At 71.3% G+C, this 25799-nt stretch carries 19 protein-coding genes and 1 pseudogene; 10 read left to right on the top strand and 10 right to left on the bottom strand.

The genetic code is table 11. The features are described 5' to 3' along the window. Together G5T42_RS07005 and G5T42_RS07000 are read right to left on the bottom strand one after the other, a co-directional pair. Positions 1-474, bottom strand: a complete 474-nt coding sequence (locus G5T42_RS07005) for an NUDIX domain-containing protein (RefSeq protein WP_165127146.1) — start codon at positions 472-474, stop codon at positions 1-3. Between the two features lie 112 nt (positions 475-586). Further along, on the bottom strand, positions 587-1600 hold the full coding sequence (locus G5T42_RS07000) for an aldo/keto reductase family protein (RefSeq protein ID WP_165127144.1): 1014 nt from the start codon (positions 1598-1600) through the stop codon (positions 587-589). 193 nt (positions 1601-1793) lie between these two features. On the opposite strand from G5T42_RS07000, the pseudogene G5T42_RS17880 reads away from it, so the two are divergent. After that, positions 1794-1889, top strand: a pseudogene (locus tag G5T42_RS17880) (GIY-YIG nuclease family protein); the annotation flags it as partial. A 105-nt stretch (positions 1890-1994) separates the two neighbouring features. On the opposite strand, the gene G5T42_RS06990 reads toward G5T42_RS17880, so the two are convergent. Both G5T42_RS06990 and rlmN read right to left on the bottom strand, forming a co-directional pair. Beyond that, positions 1995-3587, bottom strand: a complete 1593-nt coding sequence (locus G5T42_RS06990; RefSeq protein ID WP_165127142.1) for a DUF4407 domain-containing protein — start codon at positions 3585-3587, stop codon at positions 1995-1997. Between the two features lie 117 nt (positions 3588-3704). Then, complete coding sequence (gene rlmN / locus G5T42_RS06985; RefSeq protein ID WP_165127140.1) at positions 3705-4973, bottom strand: 23S rRNA (adenine(2503)-C(2))-methyltransferase RlmN; 1269 nt, start codon at positions 4971-4973, stop codon at positions 3705-3707. A gap of 26 nt (positions 4974-4999) precedes the next feature. Here rlmN and G5T42_RS06980 point away from each other — a divergent pair, with 26 nt between their 5' ends. The 6 genes from G5T42_RS06980 to G5T42_RS06955 are packed head-to-tail and all read left to right on the top strand — an operon-like array spanning position 5000 to position 18668. After that, on the top strand, positions 5000-8884 hold the full coding sequence (locus tag G5T42_RS06980; protein ID WP_165127138.1) for an adenylate/guanylate cyclase domain-containing protein: 3885 nt from the start codon (positions 5000-5002) through the stop codon (positions 8882-8884). Continuing rightward, positions 8881-16011: a PD40 domain-containing protein gene (locus G5T42_RS06975; protein ID WP_165127136.1), complete on the top strand. Its 7131-nt coding sequence runs from the start codon at positions 8881-8883 to the stop codon at positions 16009-16011. The genes G5T42_RS06980 and G5T42_RS06975 overlap by 4 nt, the downstream gene beginning before the upstream one ends. Further along, a complete protein-coding gene (locus tag G5T42_RS06970; RefSeq protein ID WP_165127134.1) occupies positions 16008-16559 on the top strand; it encodes a Pycsar system effector family protein in 552 nt (183 codons plus the stop codon). The genes G5T42_RS06975 and G5T42_RS06970 overlap by 4 nt, the downstream gene beginning before the upstream one ends. A 49-nt stretch (positions 16560-16608) precedes the next feature. Then, positions 16609-17091, top strand: a complete 483-nt coding sequence (locus G5T42_RS06965; protein ID WP_206535724.1) for a GNAT family N-acetyltransferase — start codon at positions 16609-16611, stop codon at positions 17089-17091. A gap of 10 nt (positions 17092-17101) precedes the next feature. Further along, entirely contained in the window at positions 17102-18004 is a 903-nt protein-coding gene (locus G5T42_RS06960; RefSeq protein WP_165127132.1) for a hypothetical protein, read from the top strand. Between the two features lie 25 nt (positions 18005-18029). Continuing rightward, positions 18030-18668, top strand: coding sequence for a LysE family translocator (locus G5T42_RS06955; protein WP_165127130.1), 639 nt, complete (start codon positions 18030-18032; stop codon positions 18666-18668). Positions 18669-18717: 49 nt separating this feature from the next. On the opposite strand, the gene G5T42_RS06950 is transcribed toward G5T42_RS06955, so the two are convergent. The 4 genes from G5T42_RS06950 to G5T42_RS06935 all read right to left on the bottom strand — a co-directional run bounded on the left by G5T42_RS06950 (position 18718) and on the right by G5T42_RS06935 (position 21657). Beyond that, positions 18718-19089, bottom strand: a complete 372-nt coding sequence (locus G5T42_RS06950; RefSeq protein ID WP_165127128.1) for a VOC family protein — start codon at positions 19087-19089, stop codon at positions 18718-18720. Positions 19090-19148: 59 nt separating this feature from the next. Then, on the bottom strand, positions 19149-20003 hold the full coding sequence (locus tag G5T42_RS06945; protein ID WP_165127126.1) for an NAD(P)-dependent oxidoreductase: 855 nt from the start codon (positions 20001-20003) through the stop codon (positions 19149-19151). A 97-nt stretch (positions 20004-20100) separates the two neighbouring features. After that, the gene (locus G5T42_RS06940; protein WP_165127124.1) at positions 20101-20886 is read right to left on the bottom strand and encodes an enoyl-CoA hydratase/isomerase family protein; all 786 of its coding nucleotides are present in this window, start codon (positions 20884-20886) and stop codon (positions 20101-20103) included. 9 nt (positions 20887-20895) lie between these two features. Continuing rightward, entirely contained in the window at positions 20896-21657 is a 762-nt protein-coding gene (locus G5T42_RS06935; RefSeq protein ID WP_165127122.1) for an SDR family NAD(P)-dependent oxidoreductase, read from the bottom strand. A gap of 141 nt (positions 21658-21798) precedes the next feature. On the opposite strand from G5T42_RS06935, the gene G5T42_RS06930 reads away from it, so the two are divergent. Genes G5T42_RS06930 through G5T42_RS06920 form a run of 3 tightly spaced genes read left to right on the top strand, consistent with a single transcriptional unit; the run spans position 21799 to position 23376 of the window. After that, positions 21799-22143, top strand: coding sequence for a DUF488 family protein (locus G5T42_RS06930; protein WP_241245995.1), 345 nt, complete (start codon positions 21799-21801; stop codon positions 22141-22143). Between the two features lie 4 nt (positions 22144-22147). Continuing rightward, positions 22148-22873: an aminoglycoside 3'-phosphotransferase gene (locus G5T42_RS06925; RefSeq protein WP_165127118.1), complete on the top strand. Its 726-nt coding sequence runs from the start codon at positions 22148-22150 to the stop codon at positions 22871-22873. Further along, positions 22870-23376, top strand: a complete 507-nt coding sequence (locus G5T42_RS06920; protein ID WP_165127116.1) for an SRPBCC domain-containing protein — start codon at positions 22870-22872, stop codon at positions 23374-23376. The genes G5T42_RS06925 and G5T42_RS06920 overlap by 4 nt, the downstream gene beginning before the upstream one ends. 45 nt (positions 23377-23421) lie before the next feature. Here the strand turns inward: G5T42_RS06920 and G5T42_RS06915 are convergent, their stop codons facing one another. Next, on the bottom strand, positions 23422-24210 hold the full coding sequence (locus G5T42_RS06915) for an energy-coupling factor transporter transmembrane component T (RefSeq protein ID WP_165127114.1): 789 nt from the start codon (positions 24208-24210) through the stop codon (positions 23422-23424). 115 nt (positions 24211-24325) lie between these two features. Continuing rightward, the gene (locus tag G5T42_RS06910) at positions 24326-25798 is read right to left on the bottom strand and encodes an ATP-binding cassette domain-containing protein (RefSeq protein ID WP_165127112.1); all 1473 of its coding nucleotides are present in this window, start codon (positions 25796-25798) and stop codon (positions 24326-24328) included. Position 25799 lies beyond the last annotated feature (1 nt).

The raw sequence follows: 25799 nt of genomic DNA, 5'->3' as shown, positions 1-25799 counted from the left end.
TCACGTCTCGGCGAACCGCTCGGCGAGCGCATCGAGCGCCGGCCGCTGACCCTTCACGAGCCGCGAACGCGCGTCGGGCAGAGGCATCCACTCGGCTCGGTCTACTTCGGGGAAGGACTGCCTGCGGCCCGAGCGCGGGGGCCACTCGAGCTCGAACTCGCCGTAGACGACGCCCTCGAGCGAGAAGTCGGCGCCGTCGGCCACGAACACCGTGATGCGCTTGCCCGACGAGTACGCCCACGTGCCCAGCTCGGCGTACGGCCCGTCGGGGGGCGTGAGGCCGAGCTCCTCTTCGAACTCCCGGCGCGCCGCGTCGAGCGGGGTCTCCGTCTCGGGGTCGTACTCGCCCTTCGGCACCGACCACGCGCCCTCGTCCTTCGAGGCCCAGAACGGCCCGCCCATGTGGGCGATGAGCACCTCGGGGGCAGCCTCTCCCACCCGGTAGAGCAGCAGACCTGCACTGTGCACCGGCATAGGGCTCCTCTCACACGACAACGTCGGAGATTCGCGCCTGCGTCGGAGGAATCACCGTGATTCCTCCGACGCTAGGCCGATTCTCCGACGTTGGGGTGCGCGGATCAGCGGATCAGGCCGGACGGCCCTGGGGCGACACCTCGTAGGTCTTCTCGGGGTCCGTCTCCGCGACGCCGCCGAGGGCGTCGTCGATCGCGGCCATCGTGTCGGCGTCGAGCTTCACGCCCGAGGCCTTGACGTTGTCGGCGATCTGCTCCGGACGGGATGCCCCGACCAGCGCAGCCGAGACGTTGGGGTTCTGCAGCACCCACGCGATCGCGAGCTGCGGCATCGTGAGGCCCGCATCGGACGCGATGGGCTTGAGCTTCTGAACGGCCTCGAGCACGTCGTCGCGGAGGAGTCGTGAGATGAACTGCGCACCGCTCTTCTCGTCCGTCGCGCGCGAGCCCTCGGGCACGGGCTGACCGGGGAGGTACTTGCCCGACAGGACGCCCTGGGCCATCGGCGACCAGACGATCTGCGAGATGCCGAGCTCTTCGGACGTGGGGATGACCTTGTCCTCGATGACCCGCCACAGCGCCGAGTACTGCGGCTGGTTCGAGACGAGCTGGAACTTGAGCTCCTTCGCGAGTGCCGCGCCCTCGCGCAGCTGCTCGGCCGTCCACTCCGAGACGCCGATGTAGAGGGCCTTGCCCTGGCGGACGACGTCGGCGAACGCCTGCATCGTCTCTTCGAGCGGCGTCTCGTAGTCGTACCGGTGCGCCTGGTACAGGTCGACGTAGTCGACGCCGAGACGGTTCAGCGACCCGTGGATGCCGTCGAAGATGTGCTTGCGCGAGAGACCCTGGTCGTTTGGTCCCTTCGGGCCGATCGGCCAGTAGACCTTCGTGAGGATCTCGAGCGACTCGCGGCGCTGGCCTTCGATCGCCTTGCCGAGCACGACCTCGGCGGCCGTGTTCGCGTAGGTGTCGGCGGTGTCGAACGTCGTGATGCCCGCGTCGAGCGCCGCGTGGACCGTCGCGATCGCCGCGCTGTCGTCGACCTGCGAGCCGTGCGTCACCCAGTTGCCGTAGGTGATCTCCGAGACCTTGAAGCCGCTGTTGCCGAGGTAGCGATACTCAACCATTCCTAGATTCTCTCGTTTCGTTCGTCCGGCGCGACCGCACCGGGGCTCTCCAAGCATCTCCTCTGCGAGACGCCGAAGGGCGCGAGAAGGCGAAATTCGCCCCGGCGTGCTCTCCTCAACAACGGCCCCGGCTGTGGAAGACCGAGAAGAGACGGATGCCGCGGCCTAGCCTGCCGTGATAGCCCACGTGTACATGCTCAAATGCTCGGATGGCACGCTGTACGTCGGCAGCACTGTCGACCTGCGCCGCCGAATGGAACAGCATTCGCCGGGGATGGGATCGGCGTACACGCGCAAGCGCCCGCCCGTCGACCGGGAACGAGCACGGCGCGTTTCGTCTCCGCGGCTTCGCCGCCCCGCTCAACGACCGAAGATCGGCACGGGAGCGACGAGGTCAGGCGTCGGCGTTCTGGGCGATGTCGGCGCGCTCGCGCCAGCTGCGGGCCGTCACGCGGTCGAGCGCGACCTGGCGGCGCAGGGCGTCGGCCTGCTCGTAGAGCGATGGCTCGCCATAGCTCGTGAGCACCTTCACGAGCACGGGCAGCAGCTCGATCATGAAGAAGAGACCGGCGATGAGCCAGTGCGCCCAGGCGAGCGTCGGCTCGCGGGCGGAGAGCCGCTCGAGTCCGCTGATCTGGCTGAGGAGCCCCACCGCCCCCGCGTTCCCGCCGGCGACCTCTGCCGCTCGGGCGTCGTACGCGGCGAGCGCCGCCTCGTACTGCTGCCGTGCCGCGGGCAGCTCGTCCTTCGCCTGCTGCTTGTTCTGGGACTCGGAGGCTGCGACATCCGACGTGCCGGCCGCCTGTGCTGCCGCGAGATCCGCCTGTGCGGCGGCGAGCTGAGAGGCGATGTCGTCGTACGACGCCTGCGCCTGCGTGAGCTGGTCCTTCGCGGCCGTCGAGCTCGCGCCCTCGCCGGCGACGCCGCTGCAGCCGGCGACCTCGCCGGATCCCTGACCCGTCAGCTCGCACTGGTACATCGCGCGAGCCTGGTCGATCACCTGCTGCTGCGCGGCGAGCTTCGCGGTGAGGTCGTCGACCGTCTGCTGTGCCGAAGCCGCCGACGCGGACGTCGTGTCGGCACCGGCGACGACACCGCTGGCCGCCTGGCTCTCGAGGGCCGCGACTCGTTCGCTCGCGGCATCCAGAGCCTGCTTCTCGGGGCCGTCTGCCACGGCGTCCTGGTCGGACTGAGCCTGGACGAGATTGGTCGCCGTGACTTCGCGAGCGATGTCGTTGTGGAAGATCTGCAGAACGAGAGGCTCGGCCACGACGATTCCGATGACCGCCGCCATGAGCACACGCGGGATCGCCAGCCCGATGAGCCTGCCGACGCTGTGAGTAGACCGCATGGTCGAGGTGAGGAAGCGGTCGAGGTTGAAGATGATGAGCGCCCAGACGATCGCGAGCGGGAGGGCGCCCCACGCGACGATCCGGACGCCGGTCGTGAGCGCGAAGTACATCGAGATGGCAGAGATGAGCGCCGTGCCGGCGATCACGAAGAACATCTGCACGAAGCGCGGCGTCTCGGTCGGCACCTGGTCGAGGACCGAGGCATCGGCCCCGCCGAGGACCGCGAGCCGCCGCCAGCCCGAGCCGCGCTCCCGGGTGCGCTTCGTCCGCTTCGCGCGAACGGGACGAGTGGATGCCGCGGCCGGCGGCTCCTCGACCGGTCGGGCGTCCTCGGTCGGCTCGTCGACGGCTCCCCATTCGCCGATCGTCGGGTGTGCGGCATCCGTCCCCTCCGCGGCAGGCGTCGAGACGGGCCGCGTGGGGTTCATCGCGAGCGCGTCGTCGAGGAGATCGAGGGTGTCGGGGTACGGGTCCTCGGGGCCGTCAGGGCCGAGATCCTCGTCGCGCGGCTCGCCGGCGGCCTGCTGGGCGCGGACGTCGTCGAGGTAGAGCTCGTCGGGCTGTTCGCCGTCGACCTCGAACTCGATGCGGCCGCCGGAGCCGAACCGGCCCGGCCGGTGAGCGGAGAAAGACATCCGGACAGCCTAGGAAAGGCAACCTGTGCGCCAGGTGAGTCCGGGCGATGGGTTCGCCGGGGAGCCGAAGCGTTTCGTCTCGCTCCGCTCGCTCAACGACCGAGGTCGGACCGGGGGTCAGTCCTCGAGGGGAGTGTCGGCCGCGACGCGCTGGTCGTCCTCGGTCGCCACGAGCTGGCCGCAGGCCCCGTCGATCTCCTTGCCCCGCGTGTCGCGCAGGGTCGTCGGGATGCCGGCGTCGTTGAGGCGGCGGACGAACTCGTTCTGCGCGGACTTCGTCGACGACGTCCAGATCGACCCGGGCGTCGGGTTGAGCGGGATCGGGTTCACGTGCACCCAGCCACGACCGCGGGCGTTGAGCTTCTCGGCGAGGAGGTCGGCGCGCCACGGGTGGTCGTTCATGTCCTTGATGAGCGCGTACTCGATCGAGACGCGGCGACCCGTGCGCTCGAAGTAGCCGCGCGCGGCGTCGAGCGCCTCGTCGACCTTCCAGCGCGAGTTCACCGGGATGAGCTCGTCGCGCAGCTCGTCGTCGGGCGCGTGCAGCGACAGTGCGAAGGTCACGGGGATGTCTTCGTTCGCGAGCTTGTGGATCGCGGGCACGAGACCCACCGTCGACACCGTGACGCCGCGGGCGCTCATCCCGAGGCCGTGCTTGTTGTCGGTCATGACCCGCACGGCCTGCATGAGGCGCGCGTAATTGGCGAGCGGCTCCCCCATGCCCATGAAGACGATGTTGGTGACCCGCTCGTCGGGGTGCTCGGCGGGACCGAGTCCGCCCTCACGGATGAGGCGATTCGCCCGCACGACCTGCTCGATGATCTCGGCGGCCGACATGTTGCGCGTGAGGCCCGCCTGGCCGGTCGCGCAGAAGGGGCAGTTCATGCCGCACCCCGCCTGGGACGAGACGCAGAGGGTGATTCGGCCGGGGTAGCGCATGAGGACGGACTCGACGAGGGCACCGTCGTGCAGCTTCCACAGGAACTTGATCGTGTCGCCCTTGTCGGTCTGGAGGCGGCGCACCTCGGTCAGCAGCGGCGGCAGCATCCCGTGCACGAGCTCCTCGCGGCCGGCTGCGGGCAGATCCGTCATGAGCGCCGGGTCGTGCGTGTAGTGCTCGAAGTAGTGCTTCTCAAGCTGCTTCGCGCGGAAGCCCGGCATCCCGAGCTCTTTCACCTTCTCGATCCGCTCATCGGGCGTGAGGTCGGCGAGGTGCACCGGCGGCTTGCCGCGCTTGGGCGACGCGAACTGCAGGAGCGGCCGGCCCTCGGCATCCTTCTTCTGCGTCCATCCCTCGGTCTTGGGCCGCACCTGCAGGACGGGACCGGCGGTCGATGCGGGCGTCTCGGCACGCGTCGGACGGGCAGGAGGACGCGTGGAAGTCATGCCTCCAGGGTAGGCGACCGATCTGCATGAAGCCTGGCGACGCGGACCATACGACGAACGCCGTGATAACCCGGCAGAACCCGCCGTGGCGCCGCCTCCCGATCCGTGAGATTCTTCTCACCATCAGGCGCCGCGTTCCGGCATCCCCCCGCACGGCCGGGTGCTGGCGCCCCCGAAGGAGGGGTCTTTCGCTGAACGCGCACGTCGCAGCATCGGCGCTGAGCCCGCGCCTCTTCCACGGGCTCGCCGACGACACGGACGGAATGGTCCGGGTCGAGGGCACCGCTGTGGTCGTCGACATCTCCGGCTTCACGACACTGTCGGAGCAGCTCGCCGCCGCGGGCCGTGAAGGCACCGAGCAGCTCATCGCGACGCTCTCGCGCATCTTCACCGTGCTGCTGCCCGCCACCGACGACGGCGGCGACGTCGTGAAGTTCGCGGGCGACGCGCTGTTCGTGCTCTTCTCCGGCCCCGACCACGCCCGCCACGCGGCGCACGCCGCCTGGAACATGAACCGTGTCCTCACGGCCATCGGCGACATCCACCTTCCCGCCGCGCACGCCAGGCTGCGGATGTCGGTGGGCGTGCACTCCGGGAGCTTCGACTTCTTCGTGACGGGCGGCGACAACGTCTCCGTCATCCTGACCGGGGCCGACACATCGCGGGTCATCGAGCTGCAGTCGGCTGCGGAAGCGGGCCGGATCCTCGTGAGCGACGAGACGGCAGCGCTCCTGCCGGCGACGCAGGTCGGCAAGGACGAGTCGGCCGACGGCGCCCGGCGACTGCTCAAAGCGGGATCGGTCGTGTCGACCTCTCTCATGGCCCTGAGCGCCGGGCGCACCGAGGCGGCCGAGCGGTTCCTGCCCCGGGCGTTCGCGCGGCGTCCCGATCTGCTCGGCGCCGAGCCCGACCACCGGTGGGCGGCGATCGCGTTCGTGCAGGTCTCGGGCGTGCCGGATGGGCCCGGCACCGACGACCTCGCGCAGATGGACCGCCTCACGCGGTTCGTCGAGGAGGTCGCGGAGCAGACCGGTGTGACGCTGCTGGATGTCGACCCCGCCGTCGGCGGCTACCGCTACTTCCTGACGGCGGGTGCGCCGACCACCGCCGAAGACCCCGAGGGCCGGCTCGTGAGCGCCGCGCTGCGCATCGTCCACGACTCGTCGGCCGGCTACGCCCTGCGAGCGGGCGTGACGTCGGGCCGCGTCTTCGCGGGCTTCGTCGGCGCGACCTACCGGCAGACGTACACGGTGATGGGCGACCCCACCAACCTGGCGGCGCGCCTGGCCTCCCGCGCCGACTCCGGCACCGTGCTGGTCGCGCGCTCCGCACTCGAGCGAACGGGACGCCCTTTCGACGCCGAGGACGGCGGCACGATCGCGGTCAAGGGCAAGACGCAGCAGATCCCGGTCGCGGTCGTCACGGGTCACGGCGGCGCGACGACCCTCGCGGAGCAGCAGACCCCGTTCGTCGGGCGCCACGAACACCTCGAGCGGCTGCGGACGATGCTGACGGATGCCTCGGCCGAGGTCGGCTCCGTGCTCACGATCACGGGGCCGGCCGGCATCGGCAAGACGCGCCTGCTCGAGTACGCCCTCGAGGAGACGCCGCTCCCGGTTCTCCGGGCGTACGGCGACCGATATGGCGCCAGCACGCCGTACCGCGCTCTGCAGACGCTGCTGCGCCCGCTCCTGCGGATCCGGCCTGCGGCGCGTCCGGCCGAGGCCGGCGAGCGCCTCGCACAGGTCGTGGCCGACCACTTCCCGCACCTCACACCGTGGCTGCCCCTCATCGCACCCGCCGTCGCCGCGCAGGCCGCGCGGACGGACGAGTCCGAGTCGCTCGATGACTCGTTCCGAGCGGAGCGCACCGCGCAGGTCGTGTCGCAGTTCCTCGCGGCGCTGACGTCGGGACCGGGATGCCTCGTCCTCGACGACGCGCAGTGGGTCGACCCTGCATCAGCCGCCGTCCTGACGGCGCTCATCGAACGCGACACCCGTCACGCCGTGCTGATCGTCCGCCGGCCCGGCGAGAGCGGCGTCGAGCCCCTCGGCGAAGACCTCGTGCTCGGAGGCCTCGAGGGCGAGCACATCCGGGAGATCATCGAGGCCGTCGCGGGGCGCAGGCTCCTGCCCGCCGATGCGCGGCCGCTCATCGCCCGCGCGGAGGGCAATCCCCTGTATGCCATCGAGCTCGCGACGAGCGTCGCGTCCGGCGATGACGCCCTCGGGATCGAGCAGCTGATCGGCGAGCGCATCGATGCTCTCACCGAGAGCGAGCGCACGACGCTCCGCCGCGCGGCTGTGCTCGGCATCCGCATACCGCTCGGCCTCTATGTGAAATGCGTGGGCATGCCCCTGATCACCGGCGGACTGGGCTCGTTCCTCGAGGTCGGCGGCGACGGCGTCTCGTTCCGCAGCGAGCTGTTCCGCGACGTCGCGTACGACCAGCTCACCTTCCAGAGCCGTCGCGAACTGCACCGGGCCGCCGCCGCGGCCCTTGAAGCCGACCCGGCGCTGGGGGGCTCGTCGCGCAACGTCATGCTCGCCACCCACTACGAGGCGGCAGGCGACTGGGAGGCGGCGCATCGGGCGGCGATCGCGGCGGCCAAGGCCGCGGAGGAGGCGTTCGCCCTGGAAGAGGCCGTTCGCAACTACCGGCTCGCGGTGGAGGCCGCCCGGCGCTCGGCCGGCGAGGAAGACCTTCCCACGCTGCTCGAGGCGCTCGGCCGCGTCTCGGTGGCCGGAGGCTGGGCGAAGGAGGGGCTCGAGGCGTTCTCGGCCGCCCGGAAGCTGCTCATCGACGCGATCGGACGCGCACGCGTCGACCGGGAGCGCGCCTATGCCCTCAATATCCTCGGGCGCCAGGACGAGGCGGTACGCACCCTCCGCACCGCTCGGCGCGCGCTCACCGGCGCGGGCGCGGCGGGCCACCGCGTACTCGCCGCCATCGCGGTCACCGAGGCCGGGCTGCGCCTTCGGCAATCGCGCTGGGCCGACGCGCGCGGGCTCGCGAACGAGGCGATCGGCCTCCTCGACGGCAATGTGCACGACGACACCGCCAAGCGCGTGCTGGCTGATGCGCTGCGGTACCACGACATCGCGGCCAGCGAGCTCGAGGGCGATGCCGGGATGATCCACCTCTCGCGCGCGCTCGAGCTCTACGACGAGACGAACGACGAGCTGTCGAAGGGCAAGGTGCTGAGCCTCCTCGGCGTGCGCGCCTACTACCGGGGCGACTGGACGACGGCGGCCGCCCTCTACGAGCAGGCCCGCGCCGCGCACGAGGCGGCGGGCGACGTCGTCGGCTCGGCTCTCGAGTCGGCCAATGCCTCCGAGATCCTCATCGACCAGGGCCGGATCGACGAGGCGCGACCCCTCGTGGCCGAGGCTCTGCGCGTGTTCGAGGCAACGGACAATCCCTACCTCATCTCGTTCATGAAGAGCTTCTCGGGCCGCATCGCGCAGCAGGCGGGCGACACCGACGGGGCTATCAGCGCGTTCCGCGCCGCCGCTCAGGGCTTCGGTTCGCTCGGAGAGACGGACGAGACCCTCGATTCGCGTGTCCGCCTCCTCGAGGCGACGCTCGACGCCGGCGACGGCGCGAGCGCTCGCGAGATGGCGGCGGCGCTGTCCGAAGCCCGGGGGCCCCGGCTGCTGCGCCAGCGCGCGCGGCTCGCCGCACTGGACGGCGACGACGCCGGCGCCCTCGCGCTGACCCTCGAGGCCGTCGACGACACCTCTGCAACGCCCCTCGAGCGGGCGCTCTCGCTCGCACAGCTCGGCCGCCTCAGGCCCGAGGCATCCGTCCGCAGCGAAGCGGAGCGGCTGTTCGCGGGCCTCGGCGTCGTCAACACCGCCGCGATCCTCGGCGGGCCATCGACACCTACGCAAGCGGAGCATGCCCGATGATCTTCGCCCTTCTTCGCCACGGCCGGATGCGTGTCCACGCCTCCGCGGTGGTCGGCGCCCTACTGGTGTCCGGCCTGGCCGTCGTCGCCGCGCCGACGGCGCCCGCCGCATCGGCCGCGGCGCCCACGCCCGAGACCTTCCGCGTCTCCCAGACCGACACCGGGTCCTCGACCGAGCCCTTCCTGACGCCCGACGGCCAGCGGGTCTTCTTCACCTCGACGGCGAGCGATCTCGTCGGCGGTGACACCAACGGCGACTCCGACGTCTTCGTCTCGGTGGCGGCACCGGGCAGCGACGACCCGTTCTCGGGAGCGGCTGCCCGCGTCAGCGTCCCCGACGACGCGCTCGCCGCCGCAGAGGCGGACGGTCCGAGCTCGCAGCCCGTCGCCAGCGCCGACGGGCGCTACGTCGCCTTCCGGAGCGCCGCGACGAACCTCGTCGCGGAGGGCGGCACGGCGGGGCTCACCAGCATCTACGTGCGCGACACGCTCCTCGGCAAGACGTTCCGGGTGCAGGGCGCTGCGGCGCCGGACGGTCCCTCCTACGACCCCGACCTCGACGACAGCGGCCGGCATCTCGTGTTCACCTCCGAGGCGACGAACCTCACGCCCGGCGACACCAACGGCGCCCGGGACGCGTTCGCCGCCGACCTCGACTCGAACGGAGACGGGATCTACGGGGATGTCACGCTCACCCGCTTCCTCGACCAGACCGCGATGGCGGGCGGCACCGAGCAGGCCCGGATCAGCGGGAACGGGGCATCCGTCGTCTTCACGGCGCACCGGGACTCGGTCACCCCTCCGGGGACGCCCGGCGACTACGTCTACTACGGCGCCACTCCCAGCATCGGGCTCGCGGCCAGCCTGGTCGGCAGCAACGCCCACAGCCCGACGATCGACGCGGTCGGAGACACCTTCGCCTACATCGACGAGGACGACTGCGGCGGCTTGCCCGCCATCGTCGCCGCGACGTCCGATGCCAACTTCTATTACGCGGCCGCCGGAACGACCGAGACCAATCGGAACGTCGGCTCTATCGCCGATCCCGTCATCTCGGGCGACGGCAGCCGGGTCACGTGGACCACGACGATTCCGAAGTTCGACCCGGGTTCGGCCGACGCGACCCTCGACGCGCCCGTGATCCGCATTCAGGAGATCGGCTGGAACGACTCCAGCCTGACGATCGACTGCACGGGGCTCATCCCCGACTGGACCGACCTCGCGGTCGGGTCCGAGGCATCCGTCTCGGCATCCGCCCGCACCGTGGCCTTCGCAGCCCCGACGCCCGCCGCCTCCACCGTGTACGCCATCGATACGCACCGCCACGCCGGCCTCGCGGTGTCGAGCACGCAGGGGCAGCTCGCGACACCGGGCTTCATGACGAGGGTCGACATCCCCACCATCCCGCTCACGTCACTGCGCGGGTACGCGTCGGCGATCGCGAACGCCCCGATCCACAATCTGCCGATCCACAACCTCCCGATCCACAACCTGCCTATCCACAACCTCCCGATCCACAACCTGCCCATCCACAACCTGCCCATCCACAACCTCCCGATCCACAACCTGCCGATCCACAACCTCGACTTCCCCGGCGGCTGGGCGCAGGTGCTGGAGGGCACCCCGTTCGCTGGCGAACTGATCCAGAGCGTCACTCTCAACGAGGTGCTCGCGTGGGCCGAGGCCGCGCTCGCGCCGGGCTCGACGGCGACGGATGTCGAGCGCGCCGCTGCGGAGCGGATCCAGAGCCTCACCCTCGGCGACCTGGACGTCGACGGCAGCGCGCTCGACTCGCTGACGCTCGCGTCGTACGTGATGGGCGAAGCACCCGTCGGCGACATCGCGCTGCCCGGCGGCACCACGTGGCAGAGCCTCGTCGACGCGCAAGGGCTCGGCTTCCAGGTCGACGCCGCGTGGTACCTCGCGGACCTCGACCTCGCCGGACTGAACATCGAGCGGTCGAGGATCGACGCCGTCGCGCTCCGCAGCCTTCCCGTCGGCAGCAGCCTCATGAGGTTCATCGATCCGTCCGACCTCTTCCTCGCCGGGACCCCTCTCGGCGACCTCGACGTATCGACGCTCGATGAGACCGCGCGCCTCGCGCTCTTCGGCGATCCGAACGTCACCGGAGCGCTCGCCGGCTTCTCGCAGGCCTTCCTCCCGGATGCGACGGTCGCCGATCTCGCGGCCGGCGCGCCGGAGTCCGTGACCTTCGGCGACCTGCTGATGTCGATGCTCGACCGAGACAGCTACCCCTGGGAGCAGATCGCGCCGGCATCGATCGACCCCAACCTCGTCGAGGCGTCGACCGATCCGCGAGGATGCGACGACAAACTGCGCTGCGGCCAGATCGCCGCCTTCAAATACACGTTCGACCCGGGGCCGGGCGAGCCGACGACCTTCCGCGCGCCGACGGCGACCTTCTCGAGCCCCGTCGGCACATCGCCGTTCACGACCTACGTCTGGGGCTCGGGCCCCGACGGGTCGACGGCGATGTTCCAGCCCTACACCGGGCCGAAGCAGATCGATGCGGAGCAGATGCGACTTCCGCTGCCCGACACCGCCGGCGGGACCGTCGTCGCGGTCAAGTCGTACTTCACCGCCACGACCCAGCCGGGTGACTCGCACGCCTCCGGCGAGCTCACGAGCGGCAGCCTCTCGGCTTCGGCGGACCTGTACGGCGGCGCTCCGCTCGACTCGTTCGACGACCCCGACCGCAATCTCGTCGACGGTCAATGGGTAGGCAATCCCGCGCCGCTCGTCGAGGACCAGATCTCCTACGAGTGGATCTCGCCGGCGTGGCGCGACCTCGACGACAACACCGGCGACAAGATCCAGGGGCCCGCACAGGACGAGGACTACTACCTCGTCAACCCTCCCCCTGCGGGCAAGCGCCTCGTCGTGTCGACGAATGCAACGGACGGCCAGATCTCGCTGTCGCTCTACGCGCCGAAGAGAAACGAGAGCGGGCTGGGCGTCGCCGACGCCGGTCCGGTGCCCGGTACCGCGGTGACGGAGCAGACGGGCGCCACCGACCAGCCCGCGCAGGCCGGCGCGGACGCGGGCGTCCCGCTCAGCGGCCAGACGCTCATCGACCAGACGGTCGTGGGGGGCGATGGGACCGCCCAGATCGAGGCGGCGTCGACGGATGCCGCACCCGGCGACCAGCTGCTCGTGCGGGTCACGAGCGGCAACCGCCTGCCCAGCGCCTCGCTCTACTCGCTCCGCGTGCAGTACCTCGACGAGCCGGCCGAGGCGCAGTGCACGGCGTGGACGCCGCGTCAGACCGCAGACCCGGGCGTCGAGGGCGTGAGCGACCCCGTGACCCCGACGACGAACACCATCTACCTCTTCGACGAGAAGCGCTACGGCGACACGTACGGTGCGGCATCCGCCCGCGACGTGCGCGATGCCCTCGTCTCGCTCACGGGCGACGGCCACGTGGGCGACGGAGCGGTCGACGGCGCCGTGCTCGCGATCGACTCGAGCCCCGCCGTGCAGGCGGCTCGAGCATCCGTCGACGCGAACCCGTGCTCGATGAAGGCCCGCGAGGCGCTCTCTTCGGCGATCAACGCGTTCGTCGGGCAGGAGCTGGGCGGGAACCGGTCGCAGATCCGTTCCGTCGTCATCGTGGGCGGCGACGACATCATCCCGCTCGCTCCCGTCGCTCAGCACACCTCGCAGTTCACCGAGGAGAGCCACGCCGACGACCTCCGGCTCCCGACGCTGCCCAACGGCGACCCCTGTCCCGCCGCTGTGGGCGTGGACCCCTGCGAGACTCCGCTGTCGGCTGCCGCACGCGCGGCGTACATCCTCACGGATGACCCCTACGGCCTCGCGAAGGCCTACGAGTCGCTCGGCGGACACCTCTACGTCCCGACGGTCGCTCTCGGCCGGCTGGTCGAGAAGCCCGAGCAGATCGAGGCGACGATCCAGCGCTTCCTCGACGCGGACGGGCGCCTCACCGCCGACTCGACGCTCACGGGCGGCTACGGCGCCTGGAGCGAGCTCCCCGCGCAGGTGACCGGTTCGCTCGCCTGGCGCTCCGCCGTCAACCAGCAGCTCCCCGACCCCTGGTATGCGGCGGACCTGCAGAACCGCCTCTTCCCGGCCGACGGCGATGCGCCCAAGGTCGTGTCGGTCAATACGCATGCGAACGAGACGCAGATGCTCCCCGGGGTTCCCGGCGCGGAGACGGGCGCGTTCGGCGCGAACGACCTCTTCCTCGCGCAGGGACACGAGGATGCCTCGGCACTCGCCGGCTCGCTGATCTTCGGCATCGGCTGCCATGCCGGGAACAACCTGCCGACCTCCTACTACGGCGACGTGACGGACTGGGTCGACGTCTTCTCCCAGGCCGGCGGCTACGTGGGCAACACGGGGTACGGCCTCGCCAACAACGTGACGACCGCTCTCGGCGAGCGCCTCCTCGGTCTCTACGCCGACTGGATCGGCGTCTCGGTGCAGGGTGATCAGGTCTCGTCCGGCGGCGCCCTCACCTACGCGAAGCAGTCCTATCTCGGCGGTCTCGGGCTGTACTCGGGTTACGACGAGAAGGCGCTCATGGAAGCCGTCTACTACGGCCTCCCGATGTACACCGTGGACGACCCGGCCAAGACCGAGATGCCCCTTCCGCCGACGCCCGACCTCACCCCGGTGACGAGCGGCGGCATCACGACGGCGTCGCTCTCGTTCCAGCCGAAGTTCGCTGCGGAGCAGGACGAGCAGGGCCGCACGTACTACACGGTCGACGGCAACGCCCTCGCGGTGCCGACGGCGCAGGGGATCCTGCCGAGCATCCTGCGCGTGCTGGAGCCGCAGGCGGGACTGGTTCCCCGCGGCGTGCTCCTCACGTCGCTCACGACGAAGGAGCAGACCGGGCCGCCCTCCCTCGGTCAGACGACGGTCGGCGTACCGGAGGACGAGACCACGTCTCGAGGCTCGGCCTTCCCGTCGGCCTTCGGGACCATCACGCACCAGGACACCCCGGCCGGCCCGGTCGATCTCCTCGCCCTCACCCCCGCGATCGTCCAGGTCACGCAGGACGGCAGAGGCTCCACCGAGCTCTTCACCGACTTCACGGCCGAGGTCACCTACGGGCCGGAGTCGTCGACCGACACGACGCCACCCGTCGTCGGCTCCGTCGACCTCACGCCTCCCGGGGGGATCGAGGTGCGCGCCTCCGACCAGGACGGCGACGTCGCCTCGGTCATGCTCCTCGTGCAGCTCCAGGGCTCCGACGCCTGGCAGCGCCTCGAGGGGAGCAAGGTCGTGGTGCGGAACCCCGACGGCACGGTCGCCGAGACCTACTGGCGGGTGCCGACACCCGCGGGGCCGTACCGCTGGATGCTGCAGGTCGTCGACTCCTCGGGGAACGTCTCGACCGACACCTCCCGCGGGCACCTCGATGTCGCCCAAGCCGTGGCCCCCACGCTCGGGGACGCGGGGCCGGACGCCTCGGTCGACCTCGGCGAGCGGCTGCTGCGCTCCGTGCCGATCACGGATGCCGTGGACGGCGAGCGCCTCACCGCATCGACGAAGGTGACGGATGCCGCGGGTGATGTCGTCTCGTCCAGTTCGTCGACCGTCGAGTACGGCGACGACGGCACGGCGCGGGCCCTCATCGACCAGCCGGTGACGACGCCCGGTTCGTTCACCGTCACCCTCAGGGTCTGCCGCGGAGATGCGTGCACGTCGGCCTCGTTCGGCGTGCAGACCTCGCCGCTCAACGAGGCGCCCACTGCCACGGTCCTGCTCCAATCCGACGCGAACCCCGTAGAGCCCACGAGCATCCTGACCGCATCGGCGAGGGCGACCGATCCCGATGGCGATCCGGTGTCGGCGGTCTTCACCTGGTGGCGCAACGGCGTGCAGATCCCGGACCGGTCGGAGTCGACCCTCGACCTCGACGGAATCGCGCAGACCGGCGACGTCGTGCGCGTCACCGTCACCCCCGACGACGGAAAGACCCAGGGGCACGCCGCGTCGGCCGAGGTCCTGGTCGGTCAGGCGGTAGTGGCGCCGCCCGGTCCGCAGATCACCGCGGCTGCGACGACGATCTCCGGCCCGTACACCGGCGGGGAATGGAGCCAAGCCGCCGTCACCGTCACGTTCGAGTGCACCTCGGGCACGCCGGTCGTCACGTGCCCCGCACCGGTCGTCGTGTCCGACGACACCCCCGCCGCAGGACTCGACGTCTCCGGGACGATGACCGACCTCCTCGGCCGCACCGCCACGGCGTCGGTGCTCGTCCGCGTCGATGCGACGGCTCCCTCGCTGAACCCGACGGTGACTCCGCCGACGGTCGCTCCGGGCGAGAGCGCGATCGCGACTGCGAATGCGACGGATGCCTCGTCCGGCGTCGCATCCCAGTCCTGCGACCCGCCGACCACCGAGACCGAGGGCGAGCGATCCGTCGAATGCCGCGCGACCGACGTCTCAGGCAACACGGCCACGGCGCTCGCCCACTACACGGTCGAGATCCCGGCACCCGAACCGCCATCGATCACGCTGACGGCGACCAATGCCCCAGGTGCCTACGTGGGCGGCACCTGGAGCCGCACACCGGTCACGGTCACCTTCACGTGTACCTCGGGCGTCGCCGTCACCACCTGCCCCGCGCCCCGCACGGTGTCTTCCGACACGCCCGTGACCGGCATGCTGGTGGCGGGGATGATGGAGGACGCACTGGGGCGCACGGCCACGGCGCAGATCCTCGTCCGCATCGACACGAAGGCGCCCGCGCTCGCTCCGAAGCTCCAGCCCGCGACGATCATCGCCGGTTCGCCGGGGTCCGCGACGCCGAACGCCACCGACACGGGTTCCGGCGTGGCGACGCAGTCGTGCGACGCCGTGGACTCTTCCAAGCCCGGCGCCAAGCGCCTCACCTGCCGCGCGACCGACGTGGCCGGCAACACCGCGAGCGTCGAGATCAAGTACATCGTCGCGCCATCGCAGCGGCGGCAGACCGTTCCGCCCATCTTCGGTCCGCAGAAGCCGGTTCGCGGCGGGGAGGGTGGCGGCTCGAACGGCGGCGGCGGCTCCGACGAGGGCGGCGGCTCCGAGGGCAACGGGCGGGCCGGCACCGCCGACGGCACGTCCTTCACGCCGACGTTCGGAGTGCGATGATCGACGACCAGGCGGCGGCGAATCCGGTGCACGATGCGGCGCACGACGACTCCGCGGAGGACCGAACCGCCGCACTCGCCGCCGAGATGCTGGCCGAGGTCTCGAGCGAGATCGACCGTGCCGACCAGAAGGCCTCCCTCCTCATCGGAAGCCTCGGGATCGCCTTCAGCATCGTCCTCAGCGGCATGCTCGGCGGCGACTGGTCCCCCGCCTCGCTCGGCACGTGGGCAGCCGCACTCTGGATCGCTGCAGCGGTGGCGGGCGCGGCATCCGTCCTCGCGGCCGCAATGGCGGTCTGGCCCCGGCTGAGCAAGGGACCCAGCCCCGCGACCATCACGTACTGGGGCCAGATCCGGGGGATGTCGTCGCCGCAGGCCGTCGCCGACGCCCTGGCGGAGCGCGGCCTGCAACCGCCCGAGCGGACCTACCAGCAGCTCCTCGTGCTGTCGTCGGTGGCGCAGCGGAAGTACCGGAACATCCGGCAGTCGATGGTGCTCGCCGGCATCGCCGGGCTCGCTGTCGTCGTGTCGTTCTTCCTCATCTTCTGAGCCGCCGCAAGACCGCCCGCACCCGTCTGGCGAGAGATACCGTGGAGGCGTGAGCGAGGTCGACGTCGCCGTGCGCGACATCCGGATCGAGGACGCGGGCGAGGTCCTCACGTTGCAGCGCGCCGCGTTCGTGCAGGAGGCCCTCATCTACGGCTCGCCCGAGATGCCGCCGCTCACGCAGACGCTCGAAGAGCTCGAGCACGAGCTGCACGACAACCTCGGATGCGTCGCGCTCGAGGGATCGCGCATGATCGGTGCGGTCCGGGCCCGCGTCGTCGGCGAGCTGCTGCTCGTGGGCCGCATCTCCATCGCGCCCGATGCGCAGGGGAAGGGCGTCGGCACGCTGCTGCTGGCCGAGGTGGAGCGCCGCGGCCGCGAAGCGGGGGCGACGGAGTCCGAGCTCTTCACCGGATCGCTGAGCGAGGCGAACCTGCGCCTGTACGAGCGCGAGGGCTACGCCGAGTCGCAGCGGGTGCCGGGCGACGACGGAACGGAGCAGGTCTTCCTGCGCAAGACGCTGGTGTCTTCGTGAGGCGGGAGCAATGGATGACGCGACTCGGGCCGAGCTCGCGCAGCTGAGGCGGCGGGCCTTCGGCCCCGACCCCGACATCGCCGATGACCCCGCGGCGGTGGATCGCCTCGTCGCGCTCGAGAGCCTCGTGCTGAGCGAGCATGCCGCGGCCTTCGCGGCCCGCCATCCCCCCGCGAGGGCGACCGCCGGCCCCGGCGAACGGGCACCGCAGGATCGAGCGCGCGACCCCGGCGACGAGGACTTCGGCGGCGAGGTCTTCTCGACGCACATCGCGGCGCTCCCGTACGAGGACGAGCGGATGCCGTCGCCTGCGGCGCCCGACGTGGCGGCCGACCCCGTGGCCCCGGCCTCGCGGCGCTGGAGCTGGCACCGCCACGACGGCAGCGGCATCGCGCTGACGGCCGCCGTCGCCGCCGCGTTGATCGGCGGCATCAACGGCGTCGTCCCGACGCCGGCCAGCGAGGCGGGCGTCATCGAGGAGACGACGCGCGAGGCGTACTCGTTCGTCCGCGACCAGGACGCCAAGACGCTGATCGAGGTGCCACTCGACGGGGGCTTCGACGAGGGCCCGCAGCTGCCCGCCGACGAGGTGCCGGTCTTCCCCTCGAGCGGGACGGTGGAGTGGGCGAAGCCCCTCGGCCAGTACTACGGCTGGAACCTCTGGATCGCGGGTGCGAAGGGCGCGTTCCGCGACGAGCAGTGCATCCTCGTCATCCGCGGCGAGGAGGCCAAGGGTCGCTGCGTCGTGGCGGCGCTGCGTCCGCAGAGCGCGCTGATCGTCTCGCTGCCGTACACGGTCATCGACCCGGCGAAGCGGCCCGAGGGCCTCGTGCCGGGGATGCGGATCGGCTTCTGGTGGACCGGAGACCCCATCGTCCGCATCCTCCTCGGCGTCGTCCCGGCCGACCGCTGACGTCGCGACGCACTATCGTTTCTTCGTGGTCCCGATCGAGAATCTCCTCGCCTTCGCGCTCGCGGCCCTCGTGCTCATCGTGATCCCGGGGCCGAGCGTCCTCTTCACGATCGGCCGGGCCCTCGCGCTCGGCCGCATCGGGGGCCTCCTCAGCGTGCTGGGGAACGCCCTCGGGCTTCTGCCGATCATCGTCGCCGTCGCGCTGGGCGTCGGCGGCATCGTCGCGAGCTCGGTCGTGCTCTTCACGATCGTCAAGGTCGCGGGCGCCCTCTACCTCATGTACCTCGGCGTGCAGGCGATCCGTCACCGCAACCGCACAGCCGAGGCGGCGACGAACGGCGCCCTTCCGCGCTCGCACTGGCGCCAGCTCGGCGAGGGGTTCGTCGTCGGCATCACCAATCCCAAGACGATCGCCTTCTTCGTCGCGGTGCTCCCGCAGTTCGTCGATCTCGACGCCGGCATGGTGCCCCTGCAGATGATCGAGCTGGGCCTCGTGTTCTTCGTGATCGCCCTGCTGTCGGACGGCATCTGGGCACTCATCGCAGCGGGCGCCCGCGACTGGTTCGGCCGCTCCCCCACGCGCATAGCGCGCCTGACGGCGACGGGCGGCGGCCTCATGATCGGCCTCGGCGGCATCCTGCTCTTCACCGGCAACAAGCACTGACCGGGCTGAGCGTGCCCATCGCCCGACGAGGGCGACGAGCGAGGTCGCATCACGCAGTCGTGGCGGCCGCGCCGAGGTTGACGAGGTTGCCGTCGGGATCGCGCACCTGCGCGGCTCGCTCGCCCCACGGCATGTCGGCCGGTCCGGACACCGACGAGCCGCCCACCGCCACCCACCGGGAGAAGGCCGCGTCGACGTCGTCGACGGAGAACCACAGTGCGACGCGGTCGCCGGCCACTGGGGCTCCGGGATCCCGGCCGATGCCCAGCGACGCCTCGCCGAGCTTGAGCGTGACGTAGTCGTCCTCGTCGGCGCTGCCGAAGCGGTAGTCGACCTTGGCGTGCAGGGCGTGCTCGTAGAACGACACCAGGCGCGGCAGATCGCGCGTCAGGATGATCGGGAAGAGGCTCCGGACGGCCATGAGCCCACGCTACGCCGCCGACCGCTCGGGCGGCAGGGCCCCGCGGCGCCGGCGGAGGCTCAATCCAGGAAGATGTCCGGGAAGAGCCGGTCGTCCGGGGTTCCCGGCACGGCGGCGTAGTGCGAGAAGTCGGTGACGCCCGACTCGGCGAGCACGTCCTCGACGATCAGGGTCTTCCCGGTGTACTCGCGCGCCGGCCGCGTGAGGACCTCGTATGCGGCGTCCGCGTAGATGTCCGGCGTGCGGCTGGCCTTCATCATCATGTCGCCGCCGAGCGCGAACTGCACCGCCGCCGTCGCGATCGTCGTGCGCGGCCACAGCGTGTTCGCGGCGATGCCGTCCTTGGCGAACTCGGCGGCGAGGCCCAGGGTCGCCATCGTCATGCCGTACTTCGCGAGCGTGTAGCCGGTGTGCGCCCCGAGCCACTTCGGCGACAGATTGAGCGGCGGCGAGAGCGACAGGATGTGCGGGTTGGCGCTGTCACGGAGGATCGGCACCGCGGCTCGCGAGAGCAGGAACGTACCGCGCACGTTGACGTCCTGCATCAGGTCGTACTTCTTCGCCGCGAGGTCGAGCGAGCCCGACAGATCGATGACGCTCGCGTTGTTGACGACGGCGTCGATGCCGCCGAACTCGCCCTGCGTCTCGAGCACGGCGCGGGTGATGTCGTCGTCGTTGCGCACGTCGCCCACGATCGGGAGCGCGCGGCCCCCGGCATCCCGGATCTGCTCAGCCGCCGTGTGCACGGTGCCCTCGAGCTTCGGGTGGGGGGTGTCTGTCTTGGCCATGAGTGCGATGTTCGCGCCGTCGCGCGCCGCGCGCAGCGCGATCGCCAGGCCGATGCCGCGGCTGCCGCCGGACATGAGGATCGTCTTGCCGGCCAGGGGCGCCGAGCCGTTCGAGGGGTCGGTCATGGTTCTCTCCCGTCGTGGAGCCGAAGTGGGGTGTAGCGTGTCCCGAATTCGGCCGCTCAGCGCCTGCGCAAGCGGCCGAATTCGGGACACAGAGACGTCAGGTGGACGGCCGGGCCGATTTGGCGGATGCCGCGGCGAACGCGGCGACGCGGGTGCGCGACTCCTCGGTCTCGAAGCGCGCGCCGATCGTCGCCGCCTCGTCGTCGAGGTTCTCGCTGAAGGTGCGGTCGGCGCCGACCCGCACGAGGCGCTTGGCCTGGCCGAACGCCGCCGTCGCGTTCGCGAGCCAGAACCCGGCGATCTCCTGCGCCCGGCTCGCGACCTCGGCCGCCGGCACGACCTCGGTCACGAGGCCCCAGTCCAGGGCGGTCGCGGCGTCGATCGTGCGGTCCTGGAGCAGCAGCTGCAGGGCGCGGCGCTGGCCGATCGCGGCCGGCAGCAGGGTCGAGACGCCGAGGTCGGGGGTCAGGCCGATGTTGGCGTACTTGCTGACGAACTTCGCCGACTCGGACGCGACGATGTAGTCGGCGGTGAGCATCAGCCCGAGGCCGCCGCCGGCGACGGCGCCCTGCACCGCGGCGACGATCGGCTTGTCGGAGAGCGCGAACGTGCGGATGCCGTCGTGGATGATGTGCGCCGTCTCGGTCACCTCCGTGCCGCCGGCGTTCGACGTCGCCATCGCGAGCACGTCGCCCCCGGCGCAGAAGGCGGGGCCTGCGGCATCCAGGATCACCGCCCCCACGGAGTCATCCGTCGTCAGCTCGTGGGCGACGTCGCGCCAGCGTCGGCCCATCTCGAAATCCATCGCGTTGAGGTACGCCGGGCGGTTGAACGTCACGCGGGCGAGGCCGCCCTCACGTGCGATCAGGATCGAGTCGCTCATGTGCATTCCTTACTTCGGCGCCATGCGGATCGCGCCGTCGAGGCGGATCGTCTCGCCGTTGAGGTAGCCGTTGTCGACGATCGCGAGCACGAGCTTCGCGTATTCGTCGGGGCGTCCGAGGCGCTGCGGATAGGGGACCTGCTGGCCGAGCGACTCCTGGGCCGCCTCGGGGAGGCCCTTGAGCATCGGCGTCTCCATGATGCCGGGGGCTATCGTCAGCACGCGGATGCCGTAGCGCGCGAGCTCGCGGGCGATCGGGAGCGTCATGGCGTGGACTCCGCCCTTGCTCGCCGAGTACGCGGGCTGCCCGATCTGGCCGTCGAAGGCGGCGACGCTCGCGGTGTTGACGATGACGCCCCGGTCGCCGTCGGCCGCGGCATCCGTCTTCGACATGACGGCGGATGCCTGGGCGATCACGTTGTACGTGCCGATGAGGTTGATCCGCACGATGCGCTCGAAGTCGGCGAGCGGCGACGGGTTCCCCTCGCGATCGAGCACCTTGGCCGGCGGTGCGATGCCGGCGCAGTTCACGACGACCCGGAGCGGTCCGGCCTCGGCGGCACGTGCGACCGCCCCGGCGACCTGCTCGGGATCGGTCACGTCGGCGGCCGCGAAGGCTCCGCCGAACTCCTGCGCGACGGCTGCTCCGGCCGACGACGGGAGGTCGACGATCGTCACGAACGCTCCTGCCTCCGCGAGCCGGCGCGCCGTAGCGAGACCCAGCCCGCTGGCCCCGCCCGTGACGAGGGCCGATGCGCCCGAGATGTCCATGCGTTCTCCTTCGAACTCGAATCGTGGCATCCAGTCCCAGCATAGGCGGGACTCCGTGTCATGCACGCCGCGGTACCGGCGCCACCCTCCAGGCTAGTGCGGAGGGTGGTGCGAGGGGAGCGCGCGGAGTTGACTGGAACGGTGGAGTTCTTCCTCAAGCGCGTGTACGACGAGCCGTCGGCCGACGACGGCTTCCGCGTGCTGGTCGACCGCCTGTGGCCGCGTGGTCTGACGAAAGAGCGCGCCGCCGTCGACCTGTGGGCCAAGGAGGCCGCACCCACGACCGAGCTGCGTCGCGCCTTCCACCAGGACGGGATGGACTGGGAGACCTTCGCTGCCGCCTACCGCGCCGAGCTGGCGGTCAACCCCGCCGTGCCCGAGCTCCGCGAGGCGCTGTCGGGCAAGCCCGTCGTGACGCTCCTCTACGGGGCGCACGACGAGCGTCACAACCACGCGGAGCTCCTGCGCGAGGCGCTCCTCGAGTGAGCCCGTGACGATCCCGCTCTCCGCCGTCGAGGTCCCCGGCCAGGTGCGGGCCCTCGCGCGCGGCGCGGACCTGCGCCCCGTCTGGCTCAACGAGATCGGCGGCGTGACGTTCCGCACCTCGGACGGCCGGCACATCAAGCACTCGCCTCGGAACCTCGAGACCTCCTTCGCCGACGAGGCCGAGCGACTGGACTGGGCCGTGCGCTACATTCCCGTGCCCCGGGTGCTGGAACACGGCGGCGATGGGACGCACGAGTGGATCGTGACCGAGACCGTGCCCGGCGAGTCGGCCGTCGCACCCCGCTGGGTCGCCGAGCCCGCCACGGCCGTGCGGGCGATCGGCGAGGGGCTTCGCGCGCTCCACGACGCGCTCCCGGTCGCGGAGTGCCCCTTCGACTGGAGCGTGACGTCGCGGCTCACGAATGCGGCGGGCCGAGGCATCCAGGTTCCGGACCGTCTTCGCGAACCGCCGACGATCGACGCGCTCGTGGTGTGCCACGCCGACGCCTGCTCCCCCAACACGCTGATCGGCGACGACGGCCGCTGGGTGGCTCACGTCGACCTCGGCGCGCTCGGCGTCGCAGACCGGTGGGCGGACCTCGCCGTGGCGTCGATGAGCACCGAGTGGAACTATGGACCCGGATGGGATGGCGCTCTCCTCGCGGCGTACGGGATCGAACCCGACACGGAGCGCATCGACTACTACCGGGAGCTCTGGAACGCGACATGACCGCCACCCGCACCGGCACCGTCACCACGATCGACGGCGCGCCCAACCTCGTGCTGACGCGCACGTTCGGCTCGCCGGCCGAGGCCGTGTGGCAGACGTTCACCGAGTCCGATCGCCTGCGCGACTGGATCGGCTACTGGGAGGGCGACCCCACCATGGGGCGGGTCTCGTTCTTCATGACGGCCGAGGGCGACGACCCCGAGCCGTCGCAGTACACGATCATCGAGTGCGATCGACCCCGTCGTTTCGTGGGAGACACGGATGCCGAGGCCGCCGGCGGCGGCTGGCACCTGTGGTTCGAGCTCGACGAGACGGCGGGCGTCACGACCCTCACCTTCGGCCAGCGCCTGTCGCCGGGCGAGGACATCGGCTCGATCGGCCCGGGCTGGGAGTACTACCTCGATCGCGCGCTGGCCGCCCACGAGGGTCAGGATGCCTCGGCCATCGTCTGGGACGACTACTACCCCGCTCTCAAAGACGAGTACGCGGCCCTCGCCCCCTGAGGACCAAGCACCCCACTGGTCCCTGAGCTTGTCGAAGGGCGGAGCTCAACCCGGGCCGAGGATGAAGTTCCACGTGCCGGCCAGCACGGCGGCCGTCACGGCGAGGGCCGAGATCGCGGCGCCGATCGCCATGAGCGCCCACTCCCGCCCGCCGAAGTGCGATTCGCGCGCCCACGTGCGCTCGACAGGAGCGCCGAACCCTCGTGCCTCCATCGACGTGGCGAGCTTCGATCCCCGGCGGATCGAGAGCACGAGGAGCGCGAACGCCATTCCGAGGAACCGTCGGGTGCGCCCACGGTCGGCGACGCCCCGCGCGCGGCGCGCGAGCTCGAGCGCGCGCCAGTCGTCGATGAACAGACCCACCATGCGCAGCCCCGCCAGCGCGCCGAGAACGAACCGGGCCGGGAGGTGCAGCACCTGGGCGAGCCCATCGGCGAGGTCGGTCGGATCGACCGTCACGAACAGCACGACCGAGGGCAGAGCGATGGCGAGCACGCGGAAGAACGTCGCGACGGCGAGTTCGAGCGAGCCCTCACTCACCCGCACGAGGAACCAGTCGACGTAGATCTGCCCCGACGTCTCGCCGTACAGCGCGATCGTGAGGGCCGTGAGCGGCGCGGCGAGCCAGACGGGCCATGTGCGCACCCAGAACTCCCGCCACCCGATGCCCGCGAAGGGGAACAGCAGGCACTCGAGCAGCAGCGCGACGGCGGCGGAGACCCAGTCGAGGGTCAGCACGAGCGGGAGCGCGATGAGGGCGCTCGCCCCCAGCTTCGCGACGGGGTTGATCCGCGCGACGGCACCGGTGCGCGCACGGCTCTCGAGCAGGGTCATGCGGATGCCTCGGCATCCGTCGTCCGCACGAGGAGATGTCGCGAAACGAGGAGCGGAACCGCGGGAATCATCCTGGTTCCGCCAGATCTCCTCGTTTCGGCACCACGGCGATTCCTCATGGCGCGGCCGCCAGTTCGACGACCTGGGCGTGAAGCGCCCGCACGACGTCGAGGTCGTGCGTGATCGCCACGATGGCGGAGCGCGCATCGCCGTCCCGCCCGTCGCGCACCGCGGCGAGGAGGTCGACGAGCTCCGCCCACGTCCGCGCGTCCTGCCCGAACGTCGGCTCGTCGAGCACGAGCACCCGCGGCCGCGTCGCGAGTGCGGCTGCCACCGTCAGCCGCCGCTTCTCGCCGCCCGACAGCGTGAAGGGGTTCGCCGCGGCGAGGTGGTCGAGGCGCAGGCGCGCGAGCAGCTCGTCGACGCGGGCGCGCATCTCGGCCTCCTCGAGGCCCAGTGCACGAGGTCCCACCTCGAGCTCGTCCCGCACCGTCTGCGTCAGCAGCTGGTGCTCAGGGTCCTGGAACACCGTTGCGATGCGGGTGAGAAGCTGCCGTGAGGCCCAGCGGATCGGTGCCGCACCCGCGCCATCGGCAAGCGCCGGAGTTGCGGCGAGCTCGCCACCGGCCGGCGGCAGGAGACCTGCGAGCGTCAGGCCGAGCGTCGACTTGCCCGCCCCGTTCGGCCCCGTGACGGCGAGAACGGTCCCCGCGCGCACATCGGCGTCGATCCCGGTCGCGACCGGCGTGCCCTTCACGCGCTCGACCGACAGCCCTCGGGCGCTCAGCAGCGTCTCGCCCGCGGGTGAGACGGGCGGCCCGGGCACGACCGGTGGGATGCCGGGCACCCACACGCCCTCCGCGGCGAGCCGCCGCCCTTCCCGTCCGAGCACGTCGGCGGGCGGTCCGTCGGCCACGACTCCGCCGTCGCCGAGGACGATCACCCGCGACACGACGGGCAGCCACACCTCGACGCGGTGCTCGACGACGACGAGCGTGGTCGGATGCCATTCGAGGAGCCGCTCCACCGCCGTCCGGACCTCGACGACGCCTGCGGGGTCGAGGTTGGCGGTCGGCTCGTCGAGCAGCAGCAGTCCGGGCTGCATCGCGAGCGCCCCGGCGAGCGCGAGCCGCTGCTTCTGCCCGCCCGAGAGGGCCTTGGTCGGCCGGTCGAGCGGCACCTCCAGCCCTACGGCGCCGAGCGCCTCCCGCACCCGCGGCCAGATGCGGTCTCGCGGAACGCCCAGGTTCTCGCAGCCGAACGCGACGTCGTCGCCGACGCGGGCGAGCACGACCTGCGCGTCCGGATCCTGCAGCACGAGCCCCGCGGTTCCCCGGACGGATGCCGCGGCCCGCCCTCCGACGAGCAGCTCGCCGTGCGACTCGCCCTCGTCGTCGCCGCCCAGCACGCCCGCAAGGCCGTGCAGAAGGGTGGACTTGCCCGAGCCGGATGCGCCGAGGAGCAGGACCCGCTCCCCGGGCTCGATGCGGAACGAGGCATCCCGAACCGCCCAAGCCCGACGGCTGGCGTGACGCCAGCCCCACCCGCGAGCCTCGACCGCGGCGGGAGCAGGCGTCTGGATCGGCACG

Origin of the sequence: Microbacterium sp. 4R-513 (assembly GCF_011046485.1) — a bacterium.
GTDB lineage: Bacteria > Actinomycetota > Actinomycetes > Actinomycetales > Microbacteriaceae > Microbacterium.
Note: the sequence above shows the minus strand (reverse complement) of the source record. Positions and strands in the feature narration are given on the sequence as shown.